The organism is Corynebacterium gallinarum (genome assembly GCF_014837045.1).
Classification (GTDB): domain Bacteria; phylum Actinomycetota; class Actinomycetes; order Mycobacteriales; family Mycobacteriaceae; genus Corynebacterium; species Corynebacterium gallinarum.
In genome coordinates this window covers 333386-357645 of sequence record NZ_JACSPR010000003.1, presented here as the reverse complement: position 1 = coordinate 357645, position 24260 = coordinate 333386, and the positions used below count along the sequence as shown (strand labels likewise).

Below are 24260 nucleotides of genomic sequence, written 5' to 3'. Positions count from 1 at the left end.
CCCTATGGTGCGCCCGGAGGGATTCGAACCCCCAACCTTCTGATCCGTAGTCAGATGCTCTATCCGTTGAGCTACGGGCGCAGACCCTCGACCTTATAAACAAGGCTCGAAGAGCGGAGACGAGAGGATTTGAACCTCCGGTCCTCCGTTAAGAGGACAACTCATTAGCAGTGAGCCCCATTCGGCCGCTCTGGCACGTCTCCATGGTCATACCGACATGGTTGATATGACCGTTTAGTACAGTACCGCCCGTTCGCGGATTTAGACAAATTAGGTGGCTACAGCTGTATTTTTCCTGTTGCTGGCCGGGTGCAGGTACTGCGTCCACCCCCGCTAGTAGGGTTGGTTTTATGATTCGCGCTGATCTGACCGATATACCCACCTATGTTCCCGGAAAAACCACCGAGGACGCCCTCAAGCTGTCTTCCAATGAAGTTGCCTTCACCCCGCTGCCCGCGGCGGTGTCAGCGATCACCGAGGCTGCCACCAGCGCCAACCGTTACCCGGACATGGGTGCGGTCGAGCTGCGCGGGGTGCTGGCGGAGCACCTGGAACTGGCCCCGGAACAGATCACGGTGGGATGCGGTTCCTCCGCACTGTGTCAGCAGCTGGTGCAGGCCACCTGCGCAGACGGGGATGAGGTTATCTTCCCGTGGCGCAGCTTCGAGGCCTACCCCATCTTCGCCCGCGTGGCCGGTGCCACGGCTGTGCCGATCCCGCTGCTGCCGGAGACCCAGGAACATGATCTGGATGGGATGATCGATGCCATCACCGAGCGCACCCGCCTGATTTTCCTGTGCAATCCGAATAACCCCTCCGGCACCACCTTCACCGAGGAACAGTTCGAGGCTTTCATGCAGCGTGTCCCAGCTGATGTGGTGGTGGGTCTGGATGAGGCCTATTTTGAGTTCAACCGGGCGGAGGATTCCCCCGTGGCTACCGAGGCCGTGCAGCGCTATCCGAATGTGATCGGCCTGCGGACCTTTTCCAAGGCCTATGGTCTGGCCGGGGTGCGGGTGGGCTACGCCTTCGGCAACCCGGATCTTATTGGCGCACTGAACAAGGTCGCCATTCCTTTCGCGGTCAGTTCCCTGGCCCAGGCTGCCGCGATCGCCTCCCTCGATGCCGCCGATGAACTGTTGGAACGCACGGAGGAGGTCGTCGCTGAACGGGAGCGCGTGGCGCAGATCGTGGGTGCTGCTCCCAGCCAGGCCAACTTCGTATGGCTGCCGGACGAGGACGCGGCAGCACTCGCGGGCAAGCTGGCGGAGCACGGCGTGATCATCCGCGCCTTCCCGGAAGGCGCGCGCATCACCGTGACCAACGCCGCCGAGACCGATCGGCTGATCCAGGCCTGGGAGGCTGTCCACAATGGGTAGCATCTGGGGCTTTCTCGTCCGCACCGCCGCCACCGCGGTGGCACTGTGGGTGGCGATCCAGCTCATTTCAGGTATCTCCATCACCACCCCGGTACAACCGTTCTACGCCAATGGTGAATATGACACCATCTTGGTCTTCCTCGGTGTGGCCGCCATCATCGTGGTGCTCAACGCCACGGTGAAACCGGTGCTCAAGCTCATCGGACTGCCTCTGACCATCGTCACCCTCGGGTTGTTCCTGCTGGTGATCAATGCCGTGATCTTTCTTCTTGCGGAGTGGGTCTCCAACCTGCTGGGCCTTGGCCTGCACATCACCGATTTCGCCTCCGCTGCAGGAGGCGCGCTGATCATCACGGTGGTCAACTGGATCCTCGGACCGATAACCGGCCTGCTCGGCGGGCGCAGGGGCTGATACCACCGTGTCGCTGCGCATTGACGGGGTCACCCGGATATTCGGGCAGGTCAGGGCCCTGGATGAGGTGAGCCTGGACGTGCCCACCGGGTCCATCACCGTCATGGTGGGGCCCTCCGGTGGCGGGAAGACCACCCTGCTGCGGATGCTCGCCGGGTTGGATGCCCCCGATGCCGGTGAGGTGAGCATCGATGGGCAGCCGGTCACCCTGGGTGCCACGGCGCTGTGTTTCCAGGACGCACCCCTGTATCCGCATCTCACGGTCGCGGAGAATGTCGCCTTCCCGCTGCGTCTGCGCGCCGCCCGCACACCACGCCCGCAGGTGGAGAGACGCGTCGGGCGGGTGCTGGAGATGCTGCACATCGATCACCTGGCCTCCCGGCGCGTGGCGGGGTTGTCCGGGGGTCAGCGTCAGCGGGCGGGGATCGCCCGCGCGCTGGTGCGGGAGGTGCAGGTCTATCTCTTCGACGAACCGATGGCCCACCTCGATGGGCAGCTCGCCCGGGGGATTGTGGCGGATCTGCGTGGGATCCAGCGCGAACTGGGCCTGACCTTTGTCTACATCACCCATTCCCTAGAAGAGGCCTTCGCCCTGGCGGATCAGATGGTCATCCTCCACGAGGGCCGGGTGGCCCAGGCGGGTACCCCGCAGCAGCTGGTGGAGGCCCCGGACAGTCTGTTCGTGGCGGGGTTTCTGGGGCGGGCGGAAATGAACGTCGATAAGCAGGGCGGCCAAGTCACGGCGACGCGACCGGAGGAGGTGACGGTGACCCCTGACCCGGGCGGGATTCCCGTGCAGGAGGCCGTCTACCTGGGGCCGGGGTGGTTGATCCGCACGGCAACCGGTGCAGGGGTGTCCGACGTCCCGCTCGGCCCCGGAGACACCGTGCGCCTGGAGCCCCGCCGGGTGTTCACGTTCCCGGCCTAACCACCCGCGAAGGGGGGCAGCACATCCACCCGCGAGGCGCCGACCAGGGTGGTGTCGGGCTGGGCGGAGCGCCCGTCGATGAGGAAGGTGCAGCGGTCGAAGACCTGCGCGAGCGTCATCCCGGCGGCCGTGGTGTCGGTGTGTTCCCGGCCGAGGTCGGCGAGCAGGTCCCCGAGGGTGCCCTCCTGCTTGTCGACGCCCTCCCGGTCCACACCCCGGGCGGCGCGGGCAGCTGCGAAATAGTGGATCTCCATGGCCTGTTCACACGCCTTCTTAGATGCGATTATTTAACCTTGACCCCATGGTAGGAAAGGCCGCAGCGTGAAGCAAGAGTTCCGACACACCCGACGCATCCGACGCATCCTAGGCACGACCGGGGCCCTCGCACTCGCCGGTGCGCTGACCGCCTGCACGGGGTCCGGGGACACCAGCGACACCGTCCATATCTTCGCCGCCGCCTCCCTCAGCACCGCAGCCGATGACCTCGCAGTAGCCTTCACCGCGGCACACCCCAATGCGGACCTGGTGTTCAACTTCGCCGGCTCCCCCGCCCTGGTGCGCCAGATCGCCGAGGGTGCCCCGGCCGATGTGTTCATCTCCGCCGATGCCGCCACCATGGCCACCGCCCTGGGCCTGCCGGAGTTCGCCGGTGCGCAGCCTGAGGTGATCGCCACCAACCGCCTGGTCCTGGCCACCGCGCCGGCCAACCCCGGGGAGATCTCCACGGTGGCCGACATCAGCGATGACCTCATCGCGCTGTGCGCCCCCGAGGTGCCCTGCGGTGCACTGGCCCGCGTGGCACTGGAGGAGGCCGGGGTGCAGCCGGGCCGCACCACCGAGGAGGCCGCCGTCTCGGATGTGTCGATGAAGATCTCCACCGGCGAAGTGGATGCCGGGTTCATCTACGCCACCGACGCGGCCGCGCTCGCCGCCACGCAGAATGTCACCGTCATCGACCTGGAGGGGGAGGTCGACACCACCTACCCCCTGGCCCTGACCACCACGGGTCGGGACAACCCGGCCGCCCGCGCCGTCGCCGACTTCCTGTCCTCCGAGGCCGCAGCGGATATCCTGACTGATCATGGCTTCGGTTCAAGCGGTACAGAATAGGGCACGGGACGCCGGGCGCGTCCCCAACCTCATCCTGCCCGGGTGGTTGCTGCTGCCCGCCACGCTCGCCCTGCTGTTTCTGCTGGGGCCGGTGGTGGCGCTACTGTTCAACATCCCGTGGCACCGCTCCTGGGAGTTACTGACCCAACCGGAATCCCTGCAGACCCTCGGGCTCTCCCTGCGCACCGCGGTGCTGGCCACGGTGATCTGCACCCTGCTGGGTTCCCCGCTGGCACTGGCGCTGCACCACCACGCCCGTAACCATCCGCGGTGGGTGGCGGGCATCCAGGTGCTGGTCTACGCCCCGCTGGTGTTGTCCCCGGTGGTCTCCGGGCTGGCGTTGACCTTCCTGTGGGGTCGCCGCGGACTGCTCGGCCAGCACCTCGACCAGGTGGGTGTCCAGGTCGCGTTCACCACCACCGCCGTGGTGATCACCCAGGTGTTCGTGGCGCTGCCATTCTTCGTGTCCACGGTGGTCACCGCGCTGCGGGGCATCCCGGTGCGGTTTGAGGAGATCGCCGCCACGGAGGGTGCCACACGCTGGGAGGTCATGTGGCGGGTGATCCTGCCACTGAGCATGCCCGGGGTGGTCACCGGGATGATCCTCGGGTTCGCCCGCGCCCTGGGTGAATACGGTGCGACGCTGACCTTCGCGGGTAACGTCGCAGGTGTCACCCGCACCATCCCCCTGCACATCGAGCTGGGCTTAAGTTCCAATGACATGGATCAGGCCCTGGGGGCGGTGATCATGCTGCTGGCGGTGTATGTGCTGATCATCGGGGCCATCGGGGTGACCCGGATGATCTCACGTCAACGCCGCTGAAAGGACCACCATGTCACGCACACCGGAACACCACGTCGAGGCGATCCGCGCGCTGCTGCCCGCACCCGGCGCGGAAACGGTGGATCTGCACGCCGCGCTGGGTCGTCGCACCACCGCGCCGGTCACCGCGGCGTGGGATTCCCCGCGTTTCGACAACTCCCAGATGGACGGCTTCGCCCTCACCAGCGCGCAACTGGCCGGCGGCACCTTCCCCGTCGGCCCGACGATCGCCGCCGGGGTCGACCCCGCCACGTGGTACCCCTCCGGGCTTGTCGACGCCACCTTCTGCCCCATCATGACCGGCGCCCGCCTCCCCACTGGCACCGCCGCCATCGTCCCGGTGGAAAACACCCAGCCCGGTGAGTTCACCGCGGAGCGGGTCACCGTGCCCGCCACCCCGGCCGGGCAGTTCCTCCGACTGCAGGGCTCCGATATCCGTGCAGGTGAGGAGATCATCCCGGCCGGCACCGAGCTCACCCCCATCCACATCGCCCTGCTGGCCAGTCAGAGCATCACCGCGGTGGAGGTGGTGCGCCGGTTGCGGATCATCACGGTCACCGGTGGTGCGGAGATCAACAACTCCGGCGGGGCCGCCACCATACCCGACGCCAACGGTCCCCTGCTGCGTGCCCTCGCGACACGTCACGGGATGGAGGTGCTCACCCAGCTGCACACCGATGACCACCCGGCGCGCCTGGCCGAGCAGCTGGAGAAGGCCATCGACCGGTACCAACCCGATGCGGTGATCACCTCCGGGGGCATCAGCCACGGGAAATTCGAGGTGATCCGGCAGGTCCTGGAACCCGGGGAGGGTGCCTGGTTCGGGCATGTGGATCAGCAACCCGGTGGCCCGCAGGGGCTGGCGGTCTTCCACGACACACCGGTCATCGCCCTGCCCGGCAATCCGATCTCCACGCTGGTCAGCTTCGTGTTGTTCCTCCCGCCGGTGCTGCGCGGTGAGCCACTGACCCCGGTGGTCGCCGAGATGGGCACGCCAGCCACGGGATTGTCAGGCGGGCGGGATCAGTTCCTGCGGGGGCGATGGGAGGTCGTCGACAAGCGTCTGGTGGCCACGCCGCTGCCGGGGACCTCGTCGCACCTGCTCGCGCAGGCCGCGGGTGCAACCTGCCTGATCCGGGTGCCGGCGGGGACTACGGTGGAGGCAGGAAACAGCGTGGACACCTATCCACTGGGCTAGAGGAGTAACAATGAGCGAACTGACCCACGTGCGTGCCGACGGCTCCGCACACATGGTGGACGTGACCACCAAGGCAGAGACCAGCCGCACCGCGGTGGCCGAGGGCTTCGTGCGCACCCGCGCCGATGTGGTGGACAAACTCTTCACCGCCGACCTGCCCAAGGGCGACGCCCTGCCGGTGGCGCGCGTGGCCGGCATCATGGGTGCGAAGAAAACACCTGAGATCATCCCCCTGTGCCACCCACTCCCCCTGGGCAAGATCACCGTGGATTTCGAACGTCTGCCCGACGGTGTGCGCATCGAGGCCTCCGTGAAGACCCGCGGGGTCACCGGCGTGGAGATGGAGGCCCTGACCGCCGTGACCACCGCAGCGCTCACCGTCTACGACATGATCAAGGCCGTGGACAAGATGGCTGTCATCGACGGGGTGCGCGTGCTGGCCAAGACCGGCGGGAAATCCGGGGACTGGTCGGTATGACCGTTTCTGCCCTGGTGCTGGTCAGCTCCACGCGCGCGGCGGCCGGTGAGTACACCGACCGCTCCGGGGCGCTGCTGGTGGAGTGGCTGCGCGGGCGCGGGGTCGACGTGCCGGATGCCCGCGTGGTGGCCGACGCCGACCTGCCGGGGGCGCTGGCCGAGGTGCTGCAGGAGGGGACCCGCCCGGATGTGGTGCTGATCTCCGGCGGCACGGGCCTGACCCCTGATGACCGCACCCCCGAACTGCTCACCCCCTACCTCGACCGCGAGCTGGCCGGCATCGTGCACGCCTTCTGGACCAAGGGCATGGAATCGGTGCCCACCGCGGTGTTATCCCGCGCGGTGGCCGGCACGGTGGGTACCACCTTCGTGATGGCGCTGCCCGGGTCCACGGGGGCCGCGCGCGATGCGGTGGCCGTGATCGATCCACTCCTTGACCATCTTGTTTCCATGCTGAAGGGACACCATGACCACTGATCCTGCCTATGTCGACGAGCAGACCGGCACGCTCATCGACGCGTTCATGACCGAGGACTCCCTCGCCGACCTACTGCCCGCCGCCAAGGTCGCGACCTGCACCGATGCCATGGGTGCGCTCGTGGTCTTCGAGGGCGTGGTCCGCGATCACGACGGCGGTTCGCGGGTGAAGTCCCTGACCTACACGGCGCACCCCAGCGCGGGTGAGGTGATCAGGAAGGTGGGGGACGGGGTCGTCGCAAAGCACCCGAAGGCGCGCCTGTGGACCGCCCACCGCACCGGCGCCCTGGCCATCGGGGACGTCGCGTTCCTGGTGGTCGCCGCCGCCGCCCACCGCGGGGACGCCTTCGCCGCCTGCGCCGCGCTTGCCGACGCCGTCAAAGCCCAGGTCCCCATCTGGAAGGAACAGGAACTGGTCAACGGCGACACCGAATGGGTGGGCCTGTGAAACGCGAACAGATCGCCCGCTACCGCCGCCAGATCATGCTCGGCGAGGTCGGCCAGGCCGGGCAGCAGAAGCTTCTCGACGCCCGCGTCGCCGTCATCGGTGCCGGTGGCCTCGGGTCCCCCGCGCTGCTCTACCTCGCCGGTGCCGGGGTGGGGCACGTGCTCATCATCGATGACGATGTGGCCGACCTGTCCAACCTGCACCGGCAGGTCATCCATACCACTGATGGGGTGGGGCGACCGAAGGCGGAATCGGCGCGGGAGGCGATGCTGGCGCTGAACCCCTCTGTGACTGTGTCTGTTGCTGTCGAACGTCTGACGTGGTCGAATGCACTGTCGCTGCTGGAGGGGTACGATATGATCCTCGACGGCTCCGACAACTTCGAGACCCGCCACATCGCCTCCTGGGCCGCTGCTTCCCTGGGTGTGCCGCACATCTGGGCATCCATCCTGGGTTTCGACGCCCAACTCACCGTCTTCCACGCCGACCACGGCCCCATCTACGAAGACCTCTTCCCCACTCCCCCACCCGCCGGCTCCGTCCCCTCCTGCTCCCAGGCCGGGGTACTCGGCCCCGTGGTCGGCGTCGTTGGTTCCTCCATGGCGATGGAGGCCCTGAAACTGATCACCGGTGTGGGCCGCCCCCTGATCGGACGCCTCGGGTACTACTCCTCCATGGACGGGACCTGGGAATACATCCCCGTGGTAGGGAATCCTGCGGTGGTTGAGATGGTGCGGGCGAAGGAGGTGCTGGCTGGTTCGGTGTCATCGGAAACGTTGGACGTGCCGCGGGTGGCGAGTGTGCCTTCTGGGGTGGCGCTCGTGGACGTCCGCGAACCCCACGAATTCGCCGCCTACGCCATACCCGGTGCGGTCAACGTGCCCTTGTCGACGATCCGCTCAGGCGCCGTTCCCGACGCCGTAGCGGCCGGCGGGGAGGTGCTGGTCTACTGCGCGGCCGGGGTGCGCTCCGCCCAGGCCGTGGCCATCCTGCAGGAAGCCGGATACGGGGGCATGACCAGCCTCGACGGTGGCATCGAGGGGTGGTTGGACGGTTAATACGTCTCCATCAGGACGTTGTGCCAAAACCACACCGGCCCCATGCCCCGCTTGCCGAGCACCTTGCGGGGATGCTCCGCCCGGAACGCCTGAATATTCTTGAGGAGCATGATGATCTCGGGCATCGCATAATTGACGCAGTCATCTGTGATGCGCAGTGCCAACCACCCCTCGGCCTGCGCCTCGTTGGTCTTCCACCTGTCGACAATGAAATTCCTCTCGTCAGAACCGTGATACTTGCGACTATCCACATCGATCACCACCCGCAGCGCCTTGATCGCGGTGTCCCACCGGTACCCGGACACCAGGAAATTCTGTTGGGTTTGGAAGCCAGCGGACTGCAGCACCGACACAAAACTCTTCTCCAGGCCACTATCCGTGCCCGAGGCACACACCCGAAGAAACTCCCTGAGCTGGGCCTTCCTGGTGGTTTTGAGTTCCTTCACCTCCTTCTCCTGCCGCTGCACCCCCTTGACCGACACATACGAGCGTTCCACCAACTGCCGCAGCTCCCCCTCCCGCACCGACCCATCAGCCAGGCACGTCGCCACCGCATCCGCGAGCGACACCACCCGGAAATTCCTCACCTCCCGGTACCGGATTCTGCGACTCTTCCGCAACCTGATGATGCTTGCCGCCCCTTTTCTTAAATTGGAGGTGGGGACGCGGGCATGCAGCGGCAAGCTCAGCTGTTTCCCCTGATAGGCCTCCACCGCTGATTTCCCCTCCAGCACCGCATCCGGTCGCAGTTTCTGCAGTGCCTCCCACGCGGTCTCGGCGGTTGGCTCTGATGTCGTGGTGTACACCCCGTGGAAAAGCCGGTGGATCTTCCCCGCCCGCACACCCCCCGCGATCTCTGCCCTGGTCTTGCCCGAGTTGAGCAGCTCCCTGTGTGTCCACACTGTTTGTCCCATGCCCTTTTAGACACCGCGGGCACCGGTTTGGTTCCGCCGTTGCGGGCATGTGCTGCATAACCGTGCCGATTCGGGGTTGGAACGGTGCGTTTGGGGTGTTAGCTGGCATGGTTGTGCACTGGATAAGGCCTGGGGGCATTTCCGTGCCACTTCAATGCCGAAACCGATCATCCCGGGGGCAAACAGGCACGGTTGTGCACCGGCCCCGCCGAAGACGACATTTCCATGCCGATTCAACGCTGAAACCGACCATCCCGCGTACTAACCGGCATGGTTTTGCGCGGGATGAGGCCTGCAGCAGCAATTCCGTACCACCTCCCGGCCGAAACCGACCATCCCAGGGGCGAACTGGCACGGTTGTGCAGCCGACGAGCCCCGGGCGACATTTCCATGCCACCTCGGCGCCGCCACCGACCATCCCGCGCACTAACCGGCACGGTTTTGCACGTGCCGCGTCCGTCAGTCGTCGAAAGAGCAGTGATAGGGTCCGTCCTCGTCGCGGATGGCCTGGCAGGCGAGGACCTGGTTTTCCTGGTCGATCTCGTAGCGGCTCAGGACATCGTTTCGCAGCATGTGGGAGCGGCCACCGGTCAGGGTGCACTGGCTGGTGCCGCAGTGGCCCTCCATGCAGGAATAGTGGGCGGGGAGGTTGGAGGCGAGGAGGGCGTCGAGAAGCGTTGTGCCCGCGGGCCAGGTGAAGCTGTAGTCCTCGCCGTCCACGGTGAGGGTGTGGAGGATGTCGGTCATAGCCCCACCATAGGGAAAACCCCGCTCACCTGGGTGAACGGGGTCTCATTCGGCGGAGACGGAGGGATTTGAACCCTCGGATGGTTTCCCATCGCTGGTTTTCAAGACCAGTACATTCGGCCGCTCTGTCACGTCTCCAGCGTCGATTAGTTCTCGACAGAACGGAATATTACCCGACTGCCTGCGCATCGTGGAAACCGCCCCGGGGAACCTGATTTCACCTACCCTCGGAAGGCATGAAGGCAATTGTGCAGACTGAAGAAAAGAACACGGCATCCCTGGAGCTGCAGGACGTGCCCACGCCAACCCTGAAACCCGGTGAGGTGCTCGTCGAGGTGAAGGCCGCCGGCGTCAACCGCGCGGATCTGCTGCAGACGCAGGGAAATTACCCCGTCCCGCCGGGAGCGTCGGAGATCCTGGGCCTGGAGTGCGCGGGCGTCATCGCGGATCCGGGCGACACTGACCGACAGAAAGGCGAGGAGGTTGCCTGCCTGCTCACCGGTGGTGGTTATGCGGAGTTCGTGGCCGTGCCGGAGGGTCAGCTGATGCCGATCCCCGAGGGCTTTTCCTTTGTGGAGGCCGCCTCGATCGTGGAGGTGGCGTGCACGGTGTGGTCGAATATCGGCATGCTCGCCGGGCTGAAGGAGGGCCAGACCTTCCTGGTGCATGGTGGGGCGGGCGGCATCGGCACGTTCGCGGTGCAGATGGGCAAGGCCATGGGCGCGAAGGTGGCGGTGACCACCGGTTCCCCGGAGAAACTTGCCACCTGCCAGCAGCTGGGTGCGGATATCCTCATCAATTACCGGGAGGAGGACTTCGCGGAGGTGTTGAAGAACAAGGTGGATGTGATCCTGGATATCATCGGCGCGAAGTACCTCGGGCAGAACGTCAAGGCGCTGGCCAAGGATGGTCACATGGTCACCATCGGTCTGCAGGGTGGGGTCAAGGGTGAGCTCAACCTGGGTCTGTTGCTGGCCAAGCGCGGCACCATCTCGGCCACGGCCCTGCGCGGTCGGGATGACGCGGACAAGGCGCGCATCGTCGCTGCCACCATTGAGGCGATCTGGCCCATGCTTGCCGACGGCCGCATCACCCCCCACATCGACCACACCCTCCCCCTCGCCGACGCAGCGAAAGCCCTCAAGGCGCTGGAGGACGGAACCGTCACCGGGAAGCTCGTGCTGGAGGTCTAGACAGATTTAAGCCAGCGAGGCCAGCACCCGGGTGAGCTGGTCCACCTCGTAGGTGGTGTTGAACGGTCCGAGCCCGATGGTGATGGCCCCACCCGCCTCGGTGACCCCCATCGCATCCAGCAGTGGGTCGCGGGGGCTGACGGTGGTGACCAGGTGATTGTCCATGAGCCGGCGGTGAACCATCTCCGCGGGGACATCCTGCACGGTGAAGCTCAGACGCGGGATGCGGTCCAGTCGGGCGGCGTCCTCGCCCGCGGCGTCACCGGAGATGCCGATGATGTGCACCGCGGGCAGTCCCTGGAGGGATTCGATGAGGTGGTCCATCACGTGTTGCTGATGGCCGGCCAGGGAGGCCATCGATCCGTGTAAGTCAGTGGCGTCCTCATCCAGGTTCGCCAGATGCCGGAACAGGTTGGGCACCCCGCCGAACAGACCGTGGGGCAGGAAACCCGGGTCCGGTTCGAGGGCGACGGAGCGGTCCAGGCGCGGGAACATCGAGGAATCACGGAAGATCAGCGCGGAGACATGCGGGCCGCCGAGTTCGCCCATGTCGAGCATGACGATGTCGGCCTGCCACTCCTCCAGATCCAGCGGCCGGTAGGCGGCGTACGCGGAGGCATCCACGACGATCCAGGCGCGGGAACGCTCGCGGACGGTGTCCACGATCCGGGCTGTCGGCGCCACCGTGCCCAGTAGAGGGTGCGCTGCGGAGAGCACCACGAGGCGGGTCGCGCCGTCGACAAGCTCCTTGTACTGCCACCCGGGCAGCTGGCCGGTCCCCAGGTCGGGTTCCGCCCAGCGCACGGTGGCGTCGAGGAGCCCGAAGGGTTGGGTGAGCCAGTCGGCGTCCGCGCGCGAGAGCACCACCCCTGCTTTACGACGCACAAAAGACCCGAGGCTACGCGCCAACACCCGCGCCAGATAATGGCGGGTCGGGCCCAACACCACCTGCGCAGGCTCCACGCCGGCCATCTCCGCGACCGTCGCGCGGGCCTGCTCCACCTGAGCCACCGCATAGGGCACCGGCCCGTCGAAAGGCATCTGCGCATGCAGACGAAACGCGGAGGCCACACCGGACGCCACCCGCTCCGGGACCTGGGGAAGCTGATGCGCGTTCAGGTACGTCCAGCCATCGCCCAGAGAGGTATAGAGACCTCGGACCCTGGCCACGTCAAAAACCATGAACGCGCTCCCTTCCTTGCAGCACAACTAGTCCCACAACCACTCCAGGCAACTTTACCCCACCTGGTGGACAACCCAATCCCGCGTTTTTCCCCGCCGTCGATAACGTGCGTCCGCGCCCCGACAGCTAGGGTATTGACTGTGCAGGAACAACAACAGCAGAAAAACCTACAGGCGGACCTCGCCAGGATGACGGCGGTGCAGCAGGACTCCGCACCACCGTCGCAGTCCATGACCTTCCGAGCTGCCTGGGACGACATCGTCCGTGGATTCAAACAGCACGAACTGTGGCTGCAGCTGGGCTGGCAGGACATCAAACAGCGCTACCGCAGATCCGTTCTCGGCCCGCTGTGGATCACCATCGCCACCGGCGTGATGGCCGTTGCCCTCGGCCTGCTGTATTCCGTGCTGTTCAAGATCCCCCTGGCGGAATTCCTCCCCCACGTCACCGTCGGCCTGATCATCTGGAACTTCATCTCCGGATGCATCAAGGAGGGTGCGGACATCTTCATCGACAACGAGGGCCTGATCAAACAGCTGCCCTCCGCCCTGTCGGTGCACGTCTACCGCCTGGTGTGGAAGCAGGCCCTGTTCCTGGGCCACAACCTGGTGATCTGGGTGATCCTCATGCTCGTCTTCCCCCGCCCGCTGGGCTGGGATGTGCTGCTGATCATCCCGGGGATGTTCCTCCTGATCATCAACGGGGTGTGGGTGGCGATGTTCTTCGGGATCATCGCCACGCGCTACCGCGACGTCTCCCCGCTTCTCGAGGCCGGCACCCAGCTGCTGTTCTACGTCACCCCCATCGTGTGGATGACCTCCACCCTCCAGAACCACAGCGAGGAGATCGGCGGCCGTGCGCGCCTGGCGGAACTGAACCCGCTGTACCACTACCTCGAGGTGGTCCGTGCCCCCATGATCGGCTCCGACCTGCCCGCCTACCACTGGTGGATCGTCATCGGCTTCACCGTGGCTGGTCTGGCCCTGGCACTGCTGGCGATGAAACAGTGGCGCTTCCGCGTCAGCTACTGGGTTTAGGAGAGTGTGGACATGGTTTCAATAGATACATACAACGCCTGCGTCGACTTCCCCATCTTCGACGCGAAATCCCGCTCCATGAAGAAGGCCTTCCTCGGCGCGGCCGGCGGGGCGATCGGCCGCAACCAGGACAATGTGGTCGTGGTCGAGGCGCTGAAGAACATCAACCTGCACCTGCGCGAAGGCGACCGCGTCGGCCTCGTCGGCCACAACGGCGCCGGTAAATCCACGCTGCTGCGCCTACTGTCGGGCATCTACGAACCCACCCGCGGCGCAGCGGACATCCGGGGACGGGTGGCGCCGGTGTTCGACCTCGGCATCGGCATGGACCCGGAGATCTCCGGATACGAAAACATTGTCATCCGTGGCCTCTTCCTCGGACAGAGCCGCAAACAGATGAAAGCCAAAATGGAGGAGATCGCCGACTTCACCGAACTCGGCGAATACCTCTCCATGCCCCTGCGCACCTACTCCACCGGCATGCGCATCCGCCTCGCACTCGGCGTGGTCACCTCCATCGAACCGGAAATCCTGCTTCTCGACGAAGGCATCGGCGCCGTCGACGCCGCCTTCATGGCCAAAGCCCGCGACCGCCTCCAGGCCCTGGTGGAACGCTCCGGCATCCTCGTCTTCGCCTCCCACTCCAACGACTTCCTCGCCCAACTCTGCGACACCGCCCTCTGGGTCGACCACGGCGAGATCCGCCAGGCCGGCCTCGTCCCCGACGTGGTGGAAAGCTACGAAGGCAAGGGCGCCGCCGACCATGTCCGCCGCCTGCTCAAGCGCATGGAAGAGGAAAAGCAGGGAATCGAGGCCGCCCCGGAGGGGTAACTGGTCTGTGTGAAAGGGTGCCAACTTCGCCTGGTGTGAAGTTGGTGCCCTTTTTGTTTCGGGTGCTCCCGGGGCGCTGCCGGGGGCATTCTGGGGCCGGGGGCATGCATAACCGCGTCAACTCCCCGCCGGAATCGACCGTTTCGCAGCCAAGCGTGCACCCTTTTGCACCACCGGGGCCAGAATGTGCACAACCGTGCCAACTCGCTGCCCAAACCGACCGTCCCGCAGCCAAGCGTGCACCGTTTTGCACCACCGGGGCCAGAATGTGCATAACCGTGCCAGCTCACCGCCAGAACTGACCGTTTCGCGGGCTAGTGTGCACCGTTTTGCACCACCGGGGCCAGAATGTGCACAACCGTGCCAACTCGCTGCCGGAACCGACCGTCCCGCAGCCGAGCGTGCACCCTTGTGCGCAGCGCTGGCCGCCCCGGAACCACAATCGGCACCTATCATGGCGGCCATGACTACACACCTGGATCACATTGTCATCGCGGCACCGGATCTCAATGAGCTGGTCAGCCGTTTCACCGAACTGACCGGCATCACACCCGTCGAGGGCGGCCGGCACAACACGGGATCGGCAAACGCGCTGGTTCCGCTCTCGCAGCCAGCGGGTTCCTACATTGAGCTGATCGGCCCGGACCCGGAGGCGGAGAAACTCACGGAGGATAATTTCGCTCTCGCCTCGACCACCGCCACCGAGCCCAGGGTGGCCGCGTGGTGTGTCCGCCCGGATGATCTGGATGGCTTCGCGGCCGACAAGCAGGTCGAGGAGATGAGCCGCCAGACCCCGCAGGGCACGACACTCAAGTGGAGGCTCATCAAGCCGACCCCCGGTGTGGATTACGCCCCGGAGCCGTTTGCCATCGACTGGCAGAATTCCGATCATCCCTCCACCGTCGAGGAGCCTCTGGCCAGGGTGGTCAAGCTGACTGTGCAGGGCGCCCAGCTGCCGGGGGATCTGGCGGAGGAGACTGCTGCGGTCGTGGAGGCCCGTGAGGGTGAGCCGTATCTGGAGTTGGTGCTCGATACGCCGATGGGTGAGGTCAATCTGAAGGACATCTAGGGCCGTGGCAAGATGTAGTCCATGGCCAAAACCTCTTCACACCTCCGGGACGGCATTGATGTCGCGGCGGTGATCGTCACGCACAACCGCGTTGAGTTGCTGCGGCACTCGTTGGAGGTCGTCGCTGCGCAGACCTACCCGGTGAAGCACATCATCGTGGTGGATAACGGTGCCGATCCGGCGGTGGAGGCCCTGGTTACGGAGGTCGCCGGGGACAGGGGGGTGTACACGCCGTCGCTGACCAACCTGGGCGGCGGTGGCGGTTTCGCCTATGGGTTCCTCACTGCGCTGGCGCTCGGTGTGGACGCGGTGTGGTGCGCTGATGATGACGGCCGCCCGGAGGGGCCCGAGGTGCTCAAGACGCTTATCGACGCCGCCTCCACCCACCACCTCGAGCAGATCTCCCCCGTGGTGTGCAACGCCGCCGAACCAGACCGGCTCGCCTTCCCGCTGCGCCGGGGTCTGGAGTGGCGCCGTTACCGCAGTGAGCTCATCGATCCCGCCCACCCGGAGGAGACCGTGCTGCCGGGGATCGCCTCCCTGTTCAACGGCGCCCTGATCAGCGCCCATGCCATGGAACGCATCGGGGTGCCGGATTACCGCCTGTTCATCCGGGGTGATGAGGTGGAATACCACCGTCGGCTGGTCCGTTCCGGCCTGCCGTTCGGAACGTGTCTGACCACCGCCTATCTGCATCCGGATGGCTCGGATGAGTTCAAGCCGATCCTGGGCGGCCGGATGCACACCCAGTACCCGGACAATGCGGTCAAGAGGTTTTTCACCTACCGTAACCGCGGGTATCTGATGAACCAGCCGGGGATGCGCCGACTGCTGCCGCAGGAATATGCACGTTTCGGGTGGTTCTTCCTGGTCCAGGAGAAGAGCCCGGGGAAGTTCCTGGAGTGGTTCCGGCTGCACCGCATGGGGCGCCGGGAAGAGTTCGACCGGCCCTAGATCAGTCGCACCAGTTCCTCGTGGTAGCGGCCCGGAAGACACCCGGCCGCCACGATCTGCCGGGCCAGATCCTTGTCCCCCATCTTGGCGCGGAAGGCCATGCCCATGGTGATGCCGTGATCGGGTTCATCCAGGGCCGCAATTTCCGCGCCGGGCATGATGCGCCCCGGTTCGATGACCCGGAAGTAGGACCCCGCCCGGCCGTGTTCGGTGAAGGTCTTCATCCATCCCCGGCGTTCCAACCAGGCGCCGAAGGTGCGGCATGGCCTGCGGGGGACGGAGACCTCCAGCACCGCCCCGCCCACGCGGAAACGCTGGTTGATCAGCACCGTGGAGAGATCGATGCCGGAGGTGGTGAGGTTCTCACCGAAGTAGCCATTGCGGTAGTACGGATCCCAGAAATCGAGTTCCTCGCGTTCGAAGGCGTAGACGGCCTTGTGCATGCCGCCGTGGTGGAGAAAGTCGCCGACGACGTCGTGAAGCACCCCGGAACCGTCACCGTAGTCGGGGCCCGGCGCGAAGACCTCGATGCCCTCAGGCACCGGTCGTTTGTCAATGCCGCTGACGCGGTCGGCTCCGCCCGGGTCGGGTTGTGCGGCACCGACGTTGGTGGTCAGCACGATGCCGGTCATGCGAACACCCGGCGGGTGGCGTGGTAGCGGGAGAAGCCTGCGACCAGGCACATCACGATGCCCACCGGCAGCATGACCAGCATGCCGATGGAGGCGACGGTGGCCAGGGTGTTGGCCAGCGTGAGCAGGCCGCCACCGGTGCCCAGCAGCAGGTTTGCCACCACCGATGACACCCCGGGCAGAGCGATGAGCAGAGCACCGACCAGTCCCACCCAGGTCCGCCAGGTGGAGATGGCTGCTTCGCGGGCGTTGACCACCGCGGTGGCAATCGCCAGCACCGTCAGCGCCATGAATGCAACAAACATCCCGATCGTCAGGTTCATCGGTGCGAACACCAGTGAGATGAGGGCGAAGTAGACGACGCCGGCCAACCCGGTGATCATGGTGATGTTCCAGCTCTTCATGGATGTCACCTTACTTGAAGATCACCATGCGCTGAACAATGAAGTTGATGGTGGTGCCGGTGCCCTGCGCGATGATGAAGGCCACGATAAGTGCAGCCGAGGCGGGCCAGTCCCAGGAGGTGAAGAGGGCGTCGAAAAGCGTCTGCAGGCCGACGTTGACCAGGAACGTCGCCGCGTAGAGCGCCACGACGGCCAGGAAACGGCCGGTGGATTTCTCCGCTTTGAAGGTCCAGCGGCGGTTGATCATGTAGGCGGTGGTGGTGCCGGCGATGAAGGAGATGGTGCGGGCGGCCGGTACGGGGAAGCCGAAGACCAGTTGGAACAGCGCCAGCAGGCCGAGGTCCACGACCGCGGAAATACCACCGGTGACGATGAACCGGAAGGCCTGCGTTCCCAGACCCATCCGCTCGGAAGGGGCGGCACCGGGGACGGAACCGAGGGCGGCAGCCTCGACAGCGGCAGTTTGTTTCTCAGACACGGGCTACACATTAGTCCCGCGGGGATCAAAGCACTAAGCGCGCAGCAGCTCGCGGTAGATGTCGAGACGTTCCACCGGTGCTGCCAGATCGTTGCCGTAGGCACCTTGTTCCGCGAGCACGGCCAGGGAGTCGGCGCAGGCGGCGGTGATTTCGGCGGCGGGTAGGGGGGCACCATCGTCGGCAACCCAGTGGAGGGCGGACATGGTGGAGGTGATCACGTCGTCGAAAAGCTCCCGGTCGCCGAGGCAGGACAGGGCGAGCACGCAGGACCAGAAGGCGTCGCTGCCCTCGGCGCCGCGTTCGCGGGGCAGCGAGCGGCAGAGGCGGACGGTGGGCGCGTCGAGTGGCGTGGGGCAGTGGAGTTCGAGTGCCTGCAGCAGGGGGATGAAATCGAAGACGCCGGTGCGGTCGACGATGTCGATGATCTCCGGGCGGACATGGGTGAGCACCGAGCGGATGGTGTCGGTGCCGGTGAGTTCGGCGTTGATGGCGGCGAGGTCGAAATCGAGGTCGGAATTGTAGGTGAACACCCCGGAACCGCCGATGCACAGGGCACGAGGGGTGCCGCTGTCACGCGGGTAGGTTTCCAGGCAGTGCAGTTCGAACTGCCACAGACCCCAGATGTAGATGATGGTGCCACCGGCATCGAGCATGCGTCCCACGCAGGTGGTGGAATCAAGTTTCCGGCCGCCGGCGTTGGCGAAGAACCACGGCGAATCATCCTCCACACCGAAGGCGATACCGAGGACTTTATGCAGCTCAGTGAGGGTCAGTGCGGCGTCCACCCCGATCTGGCGGTGGACCTCCCGGTCGGCCTGGATGTTGCTCGCCTGGATCAGCAGCGTGCGTTCGGAACCTGTTCCACCGCTCCTCCGCGCACGCGCAGACGCCAGTGAGATGACGTTGTCGTGGGCAAAGTGGGTTGGCATGTGCCCCAGCGTAGTCATGTCCGCGGGGGCTTTTCAGGGCCGGACGTCACCAACGATGCTTGACGACGCCCTATGTCGCCCACATATCTACCTCATAGGTGGCATAGACCGCCGCGGCGTAGAACATGCCAATCACCGTGTACGGCCGGGCGATCCCGCGCCGGCTGAGGAACCGTGCCAGCCGCTTGGTCAGCACCATGTCCAGACGGATGAGCACCGCGAGAAACAGCACGAATAGTCCCACATACAACCAGGTTGTCAGCGGTCCGCGGGCCCCGGAACGATCCGAGGCGGGCCCCGGGGTGATCCCCAGATCACCGAGCTGGTGACGCAGCTGATCATTGAGCAGGGTGGGATCATCGGGGAAGAGATACCGGCCGCCATCCGCCCGGGGAATCATCCCGACCACCCCGACCCCGGCGGCCATGAGCCCCGCATAGGCCAGCGCGCGACGACGGGGACCGTCGAGATAGTCGGTGAGCGCGACCCCGGTGCCCACGAGGAGCGATCCGGTGGCGGCCTGAAGACGTGAAGAGGTGGTGTCCGTGCTGCTGGAATCCATGCCACCAGAGTACCGTTGACACCATGTTCGGCATTTTCAAGAAGAAGCAGGATGCACCCGTCCACATCGCGGCGGAACGCACCCACCTGCCCCTCGATGATTTCATGACCCGTCTCATCGCCCAGGAACTCCCGCTGCTCGACAGCGTGGACCGCTCCCGGGTGTATGAGCTGCTGCGCCTCTACGACGGCCCCACCATCACCTCCCAGGAGGAACTGCCCACCGAGATCCGTGAGATCATGGACCTTTAAGAACGGCCCCTCTAGAACAGCTCCGGTCCACCGGTCCCCCACCTGGAAGGCTTGCGCAGGATGATCACCTTCGACGCGGTATCCAAGCACTATCCCGATGGCTCGGGGGTGTCCGTCGCCGTGGACAATGTCTCCTTCACCGTGGAGGACAATTCCACCGTGGTGCTGGTCGGATCCAGCGGTTCCGGCAAATCCACCCTGCTCAGCCTGGTCAACCGGATGACCGATCCCACCTCGGGCCGGGTACTCATCAACGGGTCAGATGTCGCCGACACCGACCCCGTCCGTCTGCGTCGATCCATCGGGTACGTCCTGCAGTCCGGTGGTCTGCTGCCCCACCGCACCGTGGTGGACAATGTCGCCACCGTACCGATGCTGAAGGGCGAGTCCCGGGGTACGGCGCGTCAGAAGGCCATGGAGTTCATCGAGGTGGTCGGCCTGGATCCGTCGGTGGCGCGCCGCTACCCCGCGCAGCTCTCCGGTGGGCAGCAACAACGAGTGGGAGTGGCCCGGGCCCTGGCCGGCGAATCCGACATCCTGCTCATGGATGAACCCTTCGGCGCCGTCGACCCGATCGTGCGCCTCGACCTGCAGAATGAGGTCAAACGGCTGCAGCGGGAACTGGGCAAGACCATTCTCTTTGTCACCCACGACATCGACGAGGCCTTCAGCCTGGCCGACAAGGTGGTGGTCCTGCGCCCCGGCGGGGTGATCGCCCAGGAGGCCACTCCGGCGGAGCTGATCACCGATCCGGCCGATGAGTTTGTGGCGGATTTCATCGGCCTGCGCTCCGGTTCCCGTGCCCTGCGGGTGGTCGAGGAGGGTGCCGACCGGCTCATCGTCGACGGCACCGGGAGAATCCTGGGGGCGTTGGAGCAGTGAACTGGTTGTCGCAGAACTACCCGTGGGTCATCGAACTGACCTGGATCCACCTGTGGCTGACGCTGCCGGCGGTGTTGCTCAGCCTGGCCATCGCGATCCCACTGGGTTGGACCGCCCACCGGTGGCGCATCGGTGGTGCGCTGCTGCCCCTGGTTGGAGTGCTCTACGCCATTCCCTCCCTGCCGCTGTTCGTGCTGGTCCCGGTGCTGTTCGGTACCGGTCTGCGCTCACCGGTGACCATGGTGGCCGTCCTCACCCTCTACGGCGTGGCGATCCTCACCCGCACGGTGGCCGATGGTTTCTCCTCCGTGCCGCTGCATGTGCGCAAGGCCGCCACCGCCGTCGGTTACTCCACCGCACGTAGGTTCTGGTCTGTGGAGTTCCCGCTGGCGCTGCCGGTGATCATCGCGGGCCTGCGGGTCGTGGTGGTCAGCACCGTCAGTCTGGTCACGGTGGGATCCGTGGTGGGCATCCAGAGCCTGGGCACCCTGTTCACCGACGGTTTCCAGCGCGGGATCATCGCGGAGGTGGTCACCGGGGTGGTGCTCACCATCGCCCTCGCCCTGATCCTGGATGCCTGTTGTGTGCTGGCGCAGCGTCTGCTGCTGCCGTGGTCAACCACCCGGAAAACAACCAGGGCCACCCGACCAGCACGCACTCCCCGACCCGCGGAGGTCGACTGATGGACCTGTTGGCTGCCACCCTTGCCTGGCTGACCGATCCGGGCGAATGGTCCGGTGCCGGGTCGATCCCGCAGCGCCTGGCGGAACACCTCATGGTCACCCTCATCGTGGTGGGGATCGCCGCGGTCATCGCCATCCCGCTCGGGGTGCTCATCGGCCACCACCGGGTGGGTGGGAATATGGTGTCGGCCGTGGTCGGGGCCGGTCGCGCCATCCCCACACTCGGTCTGCTCACCCTCCTGGGGTTGTGGATCGGCATCGGGGTGACCGCCCCCGTGCTCGCATTGATCGTGCTTGCGGCCCCGCCGCTGCTTGCCGGGGCCTATTCTGGGGTGACGAGTGTGGAGGCGGCCACCGTCAAGGCAGCCCGGGCGATCGGGATGTCGAAGCCCCAGATCATCTTCTCCGTGGAGGTGCCCCTGGCATTCCCGCTGATCATGGGTGGGGTGCGGTCCGCGGTGGTGCAGGTGGTGGCCACCGCGACGCTGGCTGCGTACACCGCTGACACCGGTCTCGGCCGCTTCATCTTCTCGGGTCTGAAAACCAGGGATTACGGGGAGATGATCGGCGGTTCGCTGCTGGTGATCGCCCTGGCACTCGTGTTGGAAGCCGTATTCTCGTTCGCCCTCCGCGTGCGGAGATCCCATTTTCTACAAACGACGACCTGATAGCGGGTTACTACTGAAAGGCCAGTCATGAAGACACTGTTACGCACCGGAGTCACCGCCGTGATCGCCAGCGCCCTGCTCGTGGGCTGCGGATCCTCCGACACCCTGGAGGAGACGGACACCACCACGGACACCGCGTCGGAGAGCATCGTGGTCGGATCCCAGGATTACTACTCCAGTGAGATCATCGCCGAGCTCTACGCCCAGGCACTCGAGGCCGCTGATTATGACGTGCAGCGCGATTTCCGCATCGGTCAGCGCGAGGTGTACATGGGTGAGGTGGAAAACGGGTCGGTGGATCTCTTCCCCGAGTACACCGGGCCGCTGCTGCAGTACTGGGAGCCGGACACCGACGCGCGCCTGCCCGACGAGGTCTACAGCGAGCTTGTCGACGCCGCCCCCGACAGCCTCACCATCCTCGACGCGGCACCCGCCACCGACCAGGACGCCTATGTGGTTACCCGCGAACTCGCCGAACAATATGACCTCACCAGCATCCCCGACCTGGCCAACATCCCGGGTCCCTTGGTCCTCGGTGCCAACTCCGAGGCAGAGACCCGACCCAACGGTCCCACCGGTCTGCGGGAGAACTACGGCATCGAGGCCGGTTTCACCCCGATCGAGGACGGCGGTGGCCCCCTGACCATCAAGGCCCTGCGTGACGGTGATGTCCAGTTCGCCATCATCTACACCGCCGACCCCTCCATCACCGACAATGACCTGGTGGTTCTGGAGGATCCGGACGGCATGTTCCTGGCCTCCCAGGTGGTGCCGGTGGCCAGCGATGCACTCGATGAGCAGGCGCAGGACATCATCAATGAGATCAGCGCGGCGCTGACCTCCGAGGAGCTACTGGCCCTGAACTCCCAGAGCGTGAACGATCAGGCACCGGCGGCCACCATCGCCACCCAGTGGTTGGAGGACAAGGGCCTGATCTAGGGACGGGCGCGTGACGGTGTGACAAGCCCGTCCCTCCTGGGGTTTTCGGTAATACCCGTCACGAATCCGTCATGGGAACGGTCATCCGGTTTGAAGGGGGGGTAACCTTGGTACCCGATGAACAGTTCTAACGGCATGTCCAGCACCGGTACTTCGGCCGGTGCCTCCGGGGCCCTTCCACTAGAAGCTCGCACACTGACGGGATGGGGACGCACCGCACCCACCACCGCTGAAGTCCTGACCACCCCGGACCTCGACGTGATCGTCGACGCCGTGCGCCGGGTGGCCGAGCAGAACGAATCCAAACCCGCCTACCTCAGGCGCGGTGTCATCGCCCGCGGCATGGGTCGTTCCTACGGTGACCCGGCGCAGAACGCCGGCGGTCTTGTCATCGACATGCAGCCGCTGAACAAGATCCACTCCATCGATCCGGAGTCCGCCATCGTCGATGTCGACGGCGGTGTGACCCTGGACCAGCTGATGAAGGCGGCCCTGCCCTATGGGCTGTGGGTTCCGGTACTCCCGGGCACCCGTCAGGTCACCATCGGTGGCGCCATCGGTCCGGATATCCACGGCAAGAATCACCACTCCGCCGGTTCCTTCGGTGATCATGTGGTCTCCATGGAACTGCTGGTCGCCGATGGCCGCATCCTGCACCTGGAGCCGGAGGGCACCGCCGAGGACCCGGACGGCACCCTGTTCTGGGCGACCGTGGGTGGCATGGGCCTGACCGGCATCATCGTCCGCGCCCGCATCCGCATGACCAAGACCGAGACCGCGTACTTCATCGCCGACACGGATCGCACCAACAACCTGGATGAGACCGTGGAGTTCCACTCCGACGGTTCCGAGCACAACTACACGTACTCCTCCGCCTGGTTTGATGTGATCTCCCCCGAGCCGAAGCTGGGTCGCTCCACCATCTCCCGTGGTTCCCTGGCCACCCTCGCACAGCTGGAGGAACTCTCCCCCAAGCTGGCGAAGGACCCGTTGAAGTTCAACGCACCACAGCTGCTGACCGTCCCGGACATCTTCCCGTCCTTCACCATCAACAAGTACTCGCTGATGGCCATCGGTGAGGCCTACTACGCCATGGGCTCGCCCGCCCGGAACCAGGTGAAGAACCTCACGCAGTTCTACCAGCCGCTGGATCTCATCGGTGAGTGGAACCGTGGTTACGGTTCCAAGGGTTTCCTGCAGTACCAGTTCGTGGTGCCGATGGATGCCGTCGAGCCGTTCAAGGACATCATCCGCGACATGCAGAAGTCCGGCCACTACTCCGCGCTGAACGTGTTCAAGCTGTTCGGACCGGGCAACCGTGGTCCCCTGTCCTACCCGATGCCGGGCTGGAACGTCTGCGTGGACTTCCCGATCCGTCCGGGCCTGGGCGCCTTCCTCGATGAGTTGGATGAGCGCGTCATGGAATTCGGTGGTCGTCTCTACCTGGCCAAGGAATCCCGCACCAGCGCCGAGAAGTTCCACGCCATGTACCCGGGCATGGAGGGCTGGCTGAAGACCCGCAACGAGATCGACCCCACCGGTGTCTTCGCCTCTGATATGTCCCGCCGCCTCGAGCTGCACTAGTTTTAAGGA

General features: G+C 65.5%; 30 protein-coding genes and 3 tRNA genes. 21 read left to right on the top strand and 12 right to left on the bottom strand.

The features are described 5' to 3' along the window. Positions 1–5: 5 nt before the first annotated feature. Positions 6–81: transfer RNA gene (locus H9627_RS06290), tRNA-Arg, on the bottom strand. 33 nt (positions 82–114) lie between these two features. After that, positions 115–203, bottom strand: a tRNA-Ser gene (locus H9627_RS06285). Between the two features lie 147 nt (positions 204–350). Between H9627_RS06285 and hisC the strand changes: the two genes are divergently transcribed. The 3 genes from hisC to H9627_RS06270 are packed head-to-tail and all read left to right on the top strand — an operon-like array spanning position 351 to position 2719. Next, complete coding sequence (gene hisC, locus H9627_RS06280; RefSeq protein ID WP_191733153.1) at positions 351–1379, top strand: histidinol-phosphate transaminase; 1029 nt, start codon at positions 351–353, stop codon at positions 1377–1379. Beyond that, entirely contained in the window at positions 1372–1791 is a 420-nt protein-coding gene (locus H9627_RS06275) for a phage holin family protein (protein ID WP_191733152.1), read from the top strand. The genes hisC and H9627_RS06275 overlap by 8 nt, the downstream gene beginning before the upstream one ends. A 7-nt stretch (positions 1792–1798) precedes the next feature. Then, complete coding sequence (locus tag H9627_RS06270) at positions 1799–2719, top strand: ABC transporter ATP-binding protein (protein ID WP_191733151.1); 921 nt, start codon at positions 1799–1801, stop codon at positions 2717–2719. Here H9627_RS06270 and H9627_RS06265 read toward each other — a convergent pair. Next, a complete protein-coding gene (locus H9627_RS06265; protein WP_191733150.1) occupies positions 2716–2973 on the bottom strand; it encodes a MoaD/ThiS family protein in 258 nt (85 codons plus the stop codon). The genes H9627_RS06270 and H9627_RS06265 overlap by 4 nt on opposite strands. Before the next feature lie 67 nt (positions 2974–3040). Here H9627_RS06265 and modA point away from each other — a divergent pair, with 67 nt between their 5' ends. From modA to H9627_RS06230, 7 genes are read left to right on the top strand one after another with little or no spacing between them, the layout of a single operon-like run. Beyond that, positions 3041–3829, top strand: coding sequence for a molybdate ABC transporter substrate-binding protein (modA, locus tag H9627_RS06260; protein WP_191733149.1), 789 nt, complete (start codon positions 3041–3043; stop codon positions 3827–3829). Continuing rightward, complete coding sequence (locus H9627_RS06255; RefSeq protein ID WP_191733216.1) at positions 3795–4652, top strand: molybdate ABC transporter permease subunit; 858 nt, start codon at positions 3795–3797, stop codon at positions 4650–4652. The genes modA and H9627_RS06255 overlap by 35 nt, the downstream gene beginning before the upstream one ends. Positions 4653–4662: 10 nt before the next feature. After that, the gene (locus H9627_RS06250) at positions 4663–5850 is read left to right on the top strand and encodes a molybdopterin molybdotransferase MoeA (RefSeq protein WP_191733148.1); all 1188 of its coding nucleotides are present in this window, start codon (positions 4663–4665) and stop codon (positions 5848–5850) included. 10 nt (positions 5851–5860) lie between these two features. Then, positions 5861–6328: a cyclic pyranopterin monophosphate synthase MoaC gene (gene moaC, locus H9627_RS06245; protein WP_191733147.1), complete on the top strand. Its 468-nt coding sequence runs from the start codon at positions 5861–5863 to the stop codon at positions 6326–6328. Then, entirely contained in the window at positions 6325–6804 is a 480-nt protein-coding gene (locus H9627_RS06240) for a MogA/MoaB family molybdenum cofactor biosynthesis protein (RefSeq protein ID WP_191733146.1), read from the top strand. Before moaC ends, H9627_RS06240 begins: the two co-directional genes overlap by 4 nt. Then, positions 6794–7252: a molybdenum cofactor biosynthesis protein MoaE gene (locus H9627_RS06235; RefSeq protein WP_191733145.1), complete on the top strand. Its 459-nt coding sequence runs from the start codon at positions 6794–6796 to the stop codon at positions 7250–7252. Before H9627_RS06240 ends, H9627_RS06235 begins: the two co-directional genes overlap by 11 nt. Next, entirely contained in the window at positions 7249–8310 is a 1062-nt protein-coding gene (locus H9627_RS06230) for a ThiF family adenylyltransferase (RefSeq protein ID WP_191733144.1), read from the top strand. The genes H9627_RS06235 and H9627_RS06230 overlap by 4 nt, the downstream gene beginning before the upstream one ends. Here H9627_RS06230 and H9627_RS06225 read toward each other — a convergent pair. The 3 genes from H9627_RS06225 to H9627_RS06215 form a co-directional block, all read right to left on the bottom strand. Further along, positions 8307–9224: a hypothetical protein gene (locus H9627_RS06225; RefSeq protein ID WP_191733143.1), complete on the bottom strand. Its 918-nt coding sequence runs from the start codon at positions 9222–9224 to the stop codon at positions 8307–8309. The genes H9627_RS06230 and H9627_RS06225 overlap by 4 nt on opposite strands. Before the next feature lie 459 nt (positions 9225–9683). Further along, positions 9684–9971: a 2Fe-2S iron-sulfur cluster-binding protein gene (locus H9627_RS06220; RefSeq protein ID WP_191733142.1), complete on the bottom strand. Its 288-nt coding sequence runs from the start codon at positions 9969–9971 to the stop codon at positions 9684–9686. A gap of 53 nt (positions 9972–10024) precedes the next feature. Further along, positions 10025–10109: transfer RNA gene (locus H9627_RS06215), tRNA-Ser, on the bottom strand. A gap of 98 nt (positions 10110–10207) precedes the next feature. Here H9627_RS06215 and H9627_RS06210 point away from each other — a divergent pair. Further along, complete coding sequence (locus H9627_RS06210) at positions 10208–11164, top strand: NAD(P)H-quinone oxidoreductase (protein WP_191733141.1); 957 nt, start codon at positions 10208–10210, stop codon at positions 11162–11164. A 6-nt stretch (positions 11165–11170) separates the two neighbouring features. Here the strand turns inward: H9627_RS06210 and H9627_RS06205 are convergent, their stop codons facing one another. Beyond that, positions 11171–12346, bottom strand: a complete 1176-nt coding sequence (locus H9627_RS06205; protein ID WP_191733140.1) for an aminotransferase class V-fold PLP-dependent enzyme — start codon at positions 12344–12346, stop codon at positions 11171–11173. A gap of 141 nt (positions 12347–12487) precedes the next feature. Here H9627_RS06205 and wzm point away from each other — a divergent pair, with 141 nt between their 5' ends. From wzm to glfT1, 4 genes are all read left to right on the top strand, one after another. After that, on the top strand, positions 12488–13384 hold the full coding sequence (wzm, locus tag H9627_RS06200; protein ID WP_191733139.1) for a galactan export ABC transporter permease subunit Wzm/RfbD: 897 nt from the start codon (positions 12488–12490) through the stop codon (positions 13382–13384). 12 nt (positions 13385–13396) lie between these two features. Beyond that, positions 13397–14215 carry a galactan export ABC transporter ATP-binding subunit Wzt/RfbE gene (wzt, locus tag H9627_RS06195; protein WP_191733138.1) on the top strand — a complete coding sequence of 273 codons (819 nt, stop codon included), beginning with the start codon at positions 13397–13399 and terminating at the stop codon, positions 14213–14215. Between the two features lie 463 nt (positions 14216–14678). Beyond that, positions 14679–15284 carry a VOC family protein gene (locus tag H9627_RS06190; protein WP_191733137.1) on the top strand — a complete coding sequence of 202 codons (606 nt, stop codon included), beginning with the start codon at positions 14679–14681 and terminating at the stop codon, positions 15282–15284. 21 nt (positions 15285–15305) lie between these two features. Then, a complete protein-coding gene (gene glfT1, locus H9627_RS06185; protein ID WP_191733136.1) occupies positions 15306–16238 on the top strand; it encodes a galactofuranosyltransferase GlfT1 in 933 nt (310 codons plus the stop codon). Here glfT1 and H9627_RS06180 read toward each other — a convergent pair. From H9627_RS06180 to H9627_RS06160, 5 genes are all read right to left on the bottom strand, one after another. Next, positions 16235–16870, bottom strand: coding sequence for an MOSC domain-containing protein (locus H9627_RS06180; protein WP_191733135.1), 636 nt, complete (start codon positions 16868–16870; stop codon positions 16235–16237). The two genes, glfT1 and H9627_RS06180, sit on opposite strands and share 4 nt — an antisense overlap. After that, the gene (locus H9627_RS06175; protein WP_191733134.1) at positions 16867–17274 is read right to left on the bottom strand and encodes a hypothetical protein; all 408 of its coding nucleotides are present in this window, start codon (positions 17272–17274) and stop codon (positions 16867–16869) included. Before H9627_RS06175 ends, H9627_RS06180 begins: the two co-directional genes overlap by 4 nt. Before the next feature lie 10 nt (positions 17275–17284). Continuing rightward, positions 17285–17677, bottom strand: a complete 393-nt coding sequence (locus H9627_RS06170) for a GtrA family protein (protein ID WP_191733215.1) — start codon at positions 17675–17677, stop codon at positions 17285–17287. Between the two features lie 108 nt (positions 17678–17785). Further along, positions 17786–18682 (bottom strand): hypothetical protein, encoded by an 897-nt coding sequence (locus H9627_RS06165; protein WP_191733133.1) that lies wholly within the window; start codon positions 18680–18682, stop codon positions 17786–17788. Between the two features lie 70 nt (positions 18683–18752). Then, the gene (locus H9627_RS06160) at positions 18753–19244 is read right to left on the bottom strand and encodes a hypothetical protein (RefSeq protein ID WP_191733132.1); all 492 of its coding nucleotides are present in this window, start codon (positions 19242–19244) and stop codon (positions 18753–18755) included. A 23-nt stretch (positions 19245–19267) separates the two neighbouring features. Here H9627_RS06160 and H9627_RS06155 point away from each other — a divergent pair, with 23 nt between their 5' ends. From H9627_RS06155 to H9627_RS06130, 6 genes are all read left to right on the top strand, one after another. Beyond that, a complete protein-coding gene (locus H9627_RS06155; protein WP_191733131.1) occupies positions 19268–19495 on the top strand; it encodes a hypothetical protein in 228 nt (75 codons plus the stop codon). A 60-nt stretch (positions 19496–19555) separates the two neighbouring features. Next, complete coding sequence (locus H9627_RS06150; protein ID WP_191733130.1) at positions 19556–20377, top strand: ABC transporter ATP-binding protein; 822 nt, start codon at positions 19556–19558, stop codon at positions 20375–20377. Continuing rightward, entirely contained in the window at positions 20374–21060 is a 687-nt protein-coding gene (locus H9627_RS06145) for an ABC transporter permease (RefSeq protein WP_191733129.1), read from the top strand. The genes H9627_RS06150 and H9627_RS06145 overlap by 4 nt, the downstream gene beginning before the upstream one ends. Further along, positions 21060–21728 carry an ABC transporter permease gene (locus H9627_RS06140; RefSeq protein WP_191733128.1) on the top strand — a complete coding sequence of 223 codons (669 nt, stop codon included), beginning with the start codon at positions 21060–21062 and terminating at the stop codon, positions 21726–21728. Before H9627_RS06145 ends, H9627_RS06140 begins: the two co-directional genes overlap by 1 nt. 27 nt (positions 21729–21755) lie before the next feature. Then, complete coding sequence (locus H9627_RS06135; protein ID WP_191733127.1) at positions 21756–22667, top strand: ABC transporter substrate-binding protein; 912 nt, start codon at positions 21756–21758, stop codon at positions 22665–22667. A 117-nt stretch (positions 22668–22784) separates the two neighbouring features. Continuing rightward, a complete protein-coding gene (locus H9627_RS06130) occupies positions 22785–24251 on the top strand; it encodes an FAD-binding oxidoreductase (RefSeq protein ID WP_191733126.1) in 1467 nt (488 codons plus the stop codon). Positions 24252–24260 lie beyond the last annotated feature (9 nt).

What these genes read in the sequence shown, in the direction of transcription:
- glfT1 (WP_191733136.1), top strand. Translation starts at nt 15,306, where the DNA reads ATGGCCAAAACCTCTTCACACCTCCGGGACGGCATTGATGTCGCGGCG.
- H9627_RS06175 (WP_191733134.1), bottom strand. Translation starts at nt 17,274, where the DNA reads ATGAAGAGCTGGAACATCACCATGATCACCGGGTTGGCCGGCGTCGTC.
- H9627_RS06225 (WP_191733143.1), bottom strand. Translation starts at nt 9,224, where the DNA reads ATGGGACAAACAGTGTGGACACACAGGGAGCTGCTCAACTCGGGCAAG.
- moaC (WP_191733147.1), top strand. Translation starts at nt 5,861, where the DNA reads ATGAGCGAACTGACCCACGTGCGTGCCGACGGCTCCGCACACATGGTG.
- H9627_RS06205 (WP_191733140.1), bottom strand. Translation starts at nt 12,346, where the DNA reads ATGGTTTTTGACGTGGCCAGGGTCCGAGGTCTCTATACCTCTCTGGGC.
- H9627_RS06250 (WP_191733148.1), top strand. Translation starts at nt 4,663, where the DNA reads ATGTCACGCACACCGGAACACCACGTCGAGGCGATCCGCGCGCTGCTG.
- H9627_RS06220 (WP_191733142.1), bottom strand. Translation starts at nt 9,971, where the DNA reads ATGACCGACATCCTCCACACCCTCACCGTGGACGGCGAGGACTACAGC.
- H9627_RS06170 (WP_191733215.1), bottom strand. Translation starts at nt 17,677, where the DNA reads ATGGGTCTGGGAACGCAGGCCTTCCGGTTCATCGTCACCGGTGGTATT.
- H9627_RS06150 (WP_191733130.1), top strand. Translation starts at nt 19,556, where the DNA reads ATGATCACCTTCGACGCGGTATCCAAGCACTATCCCGATGGCTCGGGG.
- H9627_RS06210 (WP_191733141.1), top strand. Translation starts at nt 10,208, where the DNA reads ATGAAGGCAATTGTGCAGACTGAAGAAAAGAACACGGCATCCCTGGAG.
- H9627_RS06165 (WP_191733133.1), bottom strand. Translation starts at nt 18,682, where the DNA reads ATGCCAACCCACTTTGCCCACGACAACGTCATCTCACTGGCGTCTGCG.
- wzt (WP_191733138.1), top strand. Translation starts at nt 13,397, where the DNA reads ATGGTTTCAATAGATACATACAACGCCTGCGTCGACTTCCCCATCTTC.
- H9627_RS06155 (WP_191733131.1), top strand. Translation starts at nt 19,268, where the DNA reads ATGTTCGGCATTTTCAAGAAGAAGCAGGATGCACCCGTCCACATCGCG.
- H9627_RS06160 (WP_191733132.1), bottom strand. Translation starts at nt 19,244, where the DNA reads ATGGATTCCAGCAGCACGGACACCACCTCTTCACGTCTTCAGGCCGCC.
- H9627_RS06275 (WP_191733152.1), top strand. Translation starts at nt 1,372, where the DNA reads ATGGGTAGCATCTGGGGCTTTCTCGTCCGCACCGCCGCCACCGCGGTG.
- H9627_RS06240 (WP_191733146.1), top strand. Translation starts at nt 6,325, where the DNA reads ATGACCGTTTCTGCCCTGGTGCTGGTCAGCTCCACGCGCGCGGCGGCC.
- hisC (WP_191733153.1), top strand. Translation starts at nt 351, where the DNA reads ATGATTCGCGCTGATCTGACCGATATACCCACCTATGTTCCCGGAAAA.
- H9627_RS06135 (WP_191733127.1), top strand. Translation starts at nt 21,756, where the DNA reads ATGAAGACACTGTTACGCACCGGAGTCACCGCCGTGATCGCCAGCGCC.
- H9627_RS06235 (WP_191733145.1), top strand. Translation starts at nt 6,794, where the DNA reads ATGACCACTGATCCTGCCTATGTCGACGAGCAGACCGGCACGCTCATC.
- H9627_RS06265 (WP_191733150.1), bottom strand. Translation starts at nt 2,973, where the DNA reads ATGGAGATCCACTATTTCGCAGCTGCCCGCGCCGCCCGGGGTGTGGAC.
- H9627_RS06180 (WP_191733135.1), bottom strand. Translation starts at nt 16,870, where the DNA reads ATGACCGGCATCGTGCTGACCACCAACGTCGGTGCCGCACAACCCGAC.
- H9627_RS06130 (WP_191733126.1), top strand. Translation starts at nt 22,785, where the DNA reads ATGAACAGTTCTAACGGCATGTCCAGCACCGGTACTTCGGCCGGTGCC.
- H9627_RS06190 (WP_191733137.1), top strand. Translation starts at nt 14,679, where the DNA reads ATGACTACACACCTGGATCACATTGTCATCGCGGCACCGGATCTCAAT.
- H9627_RS06140 (WP_191733128.1), top strand. Translation starts at nt 21,060, where the DNA reads ATGGACCTGTTGGCTGCCACCCTTGCCTGGCTGACCGATCCGGGCGAA.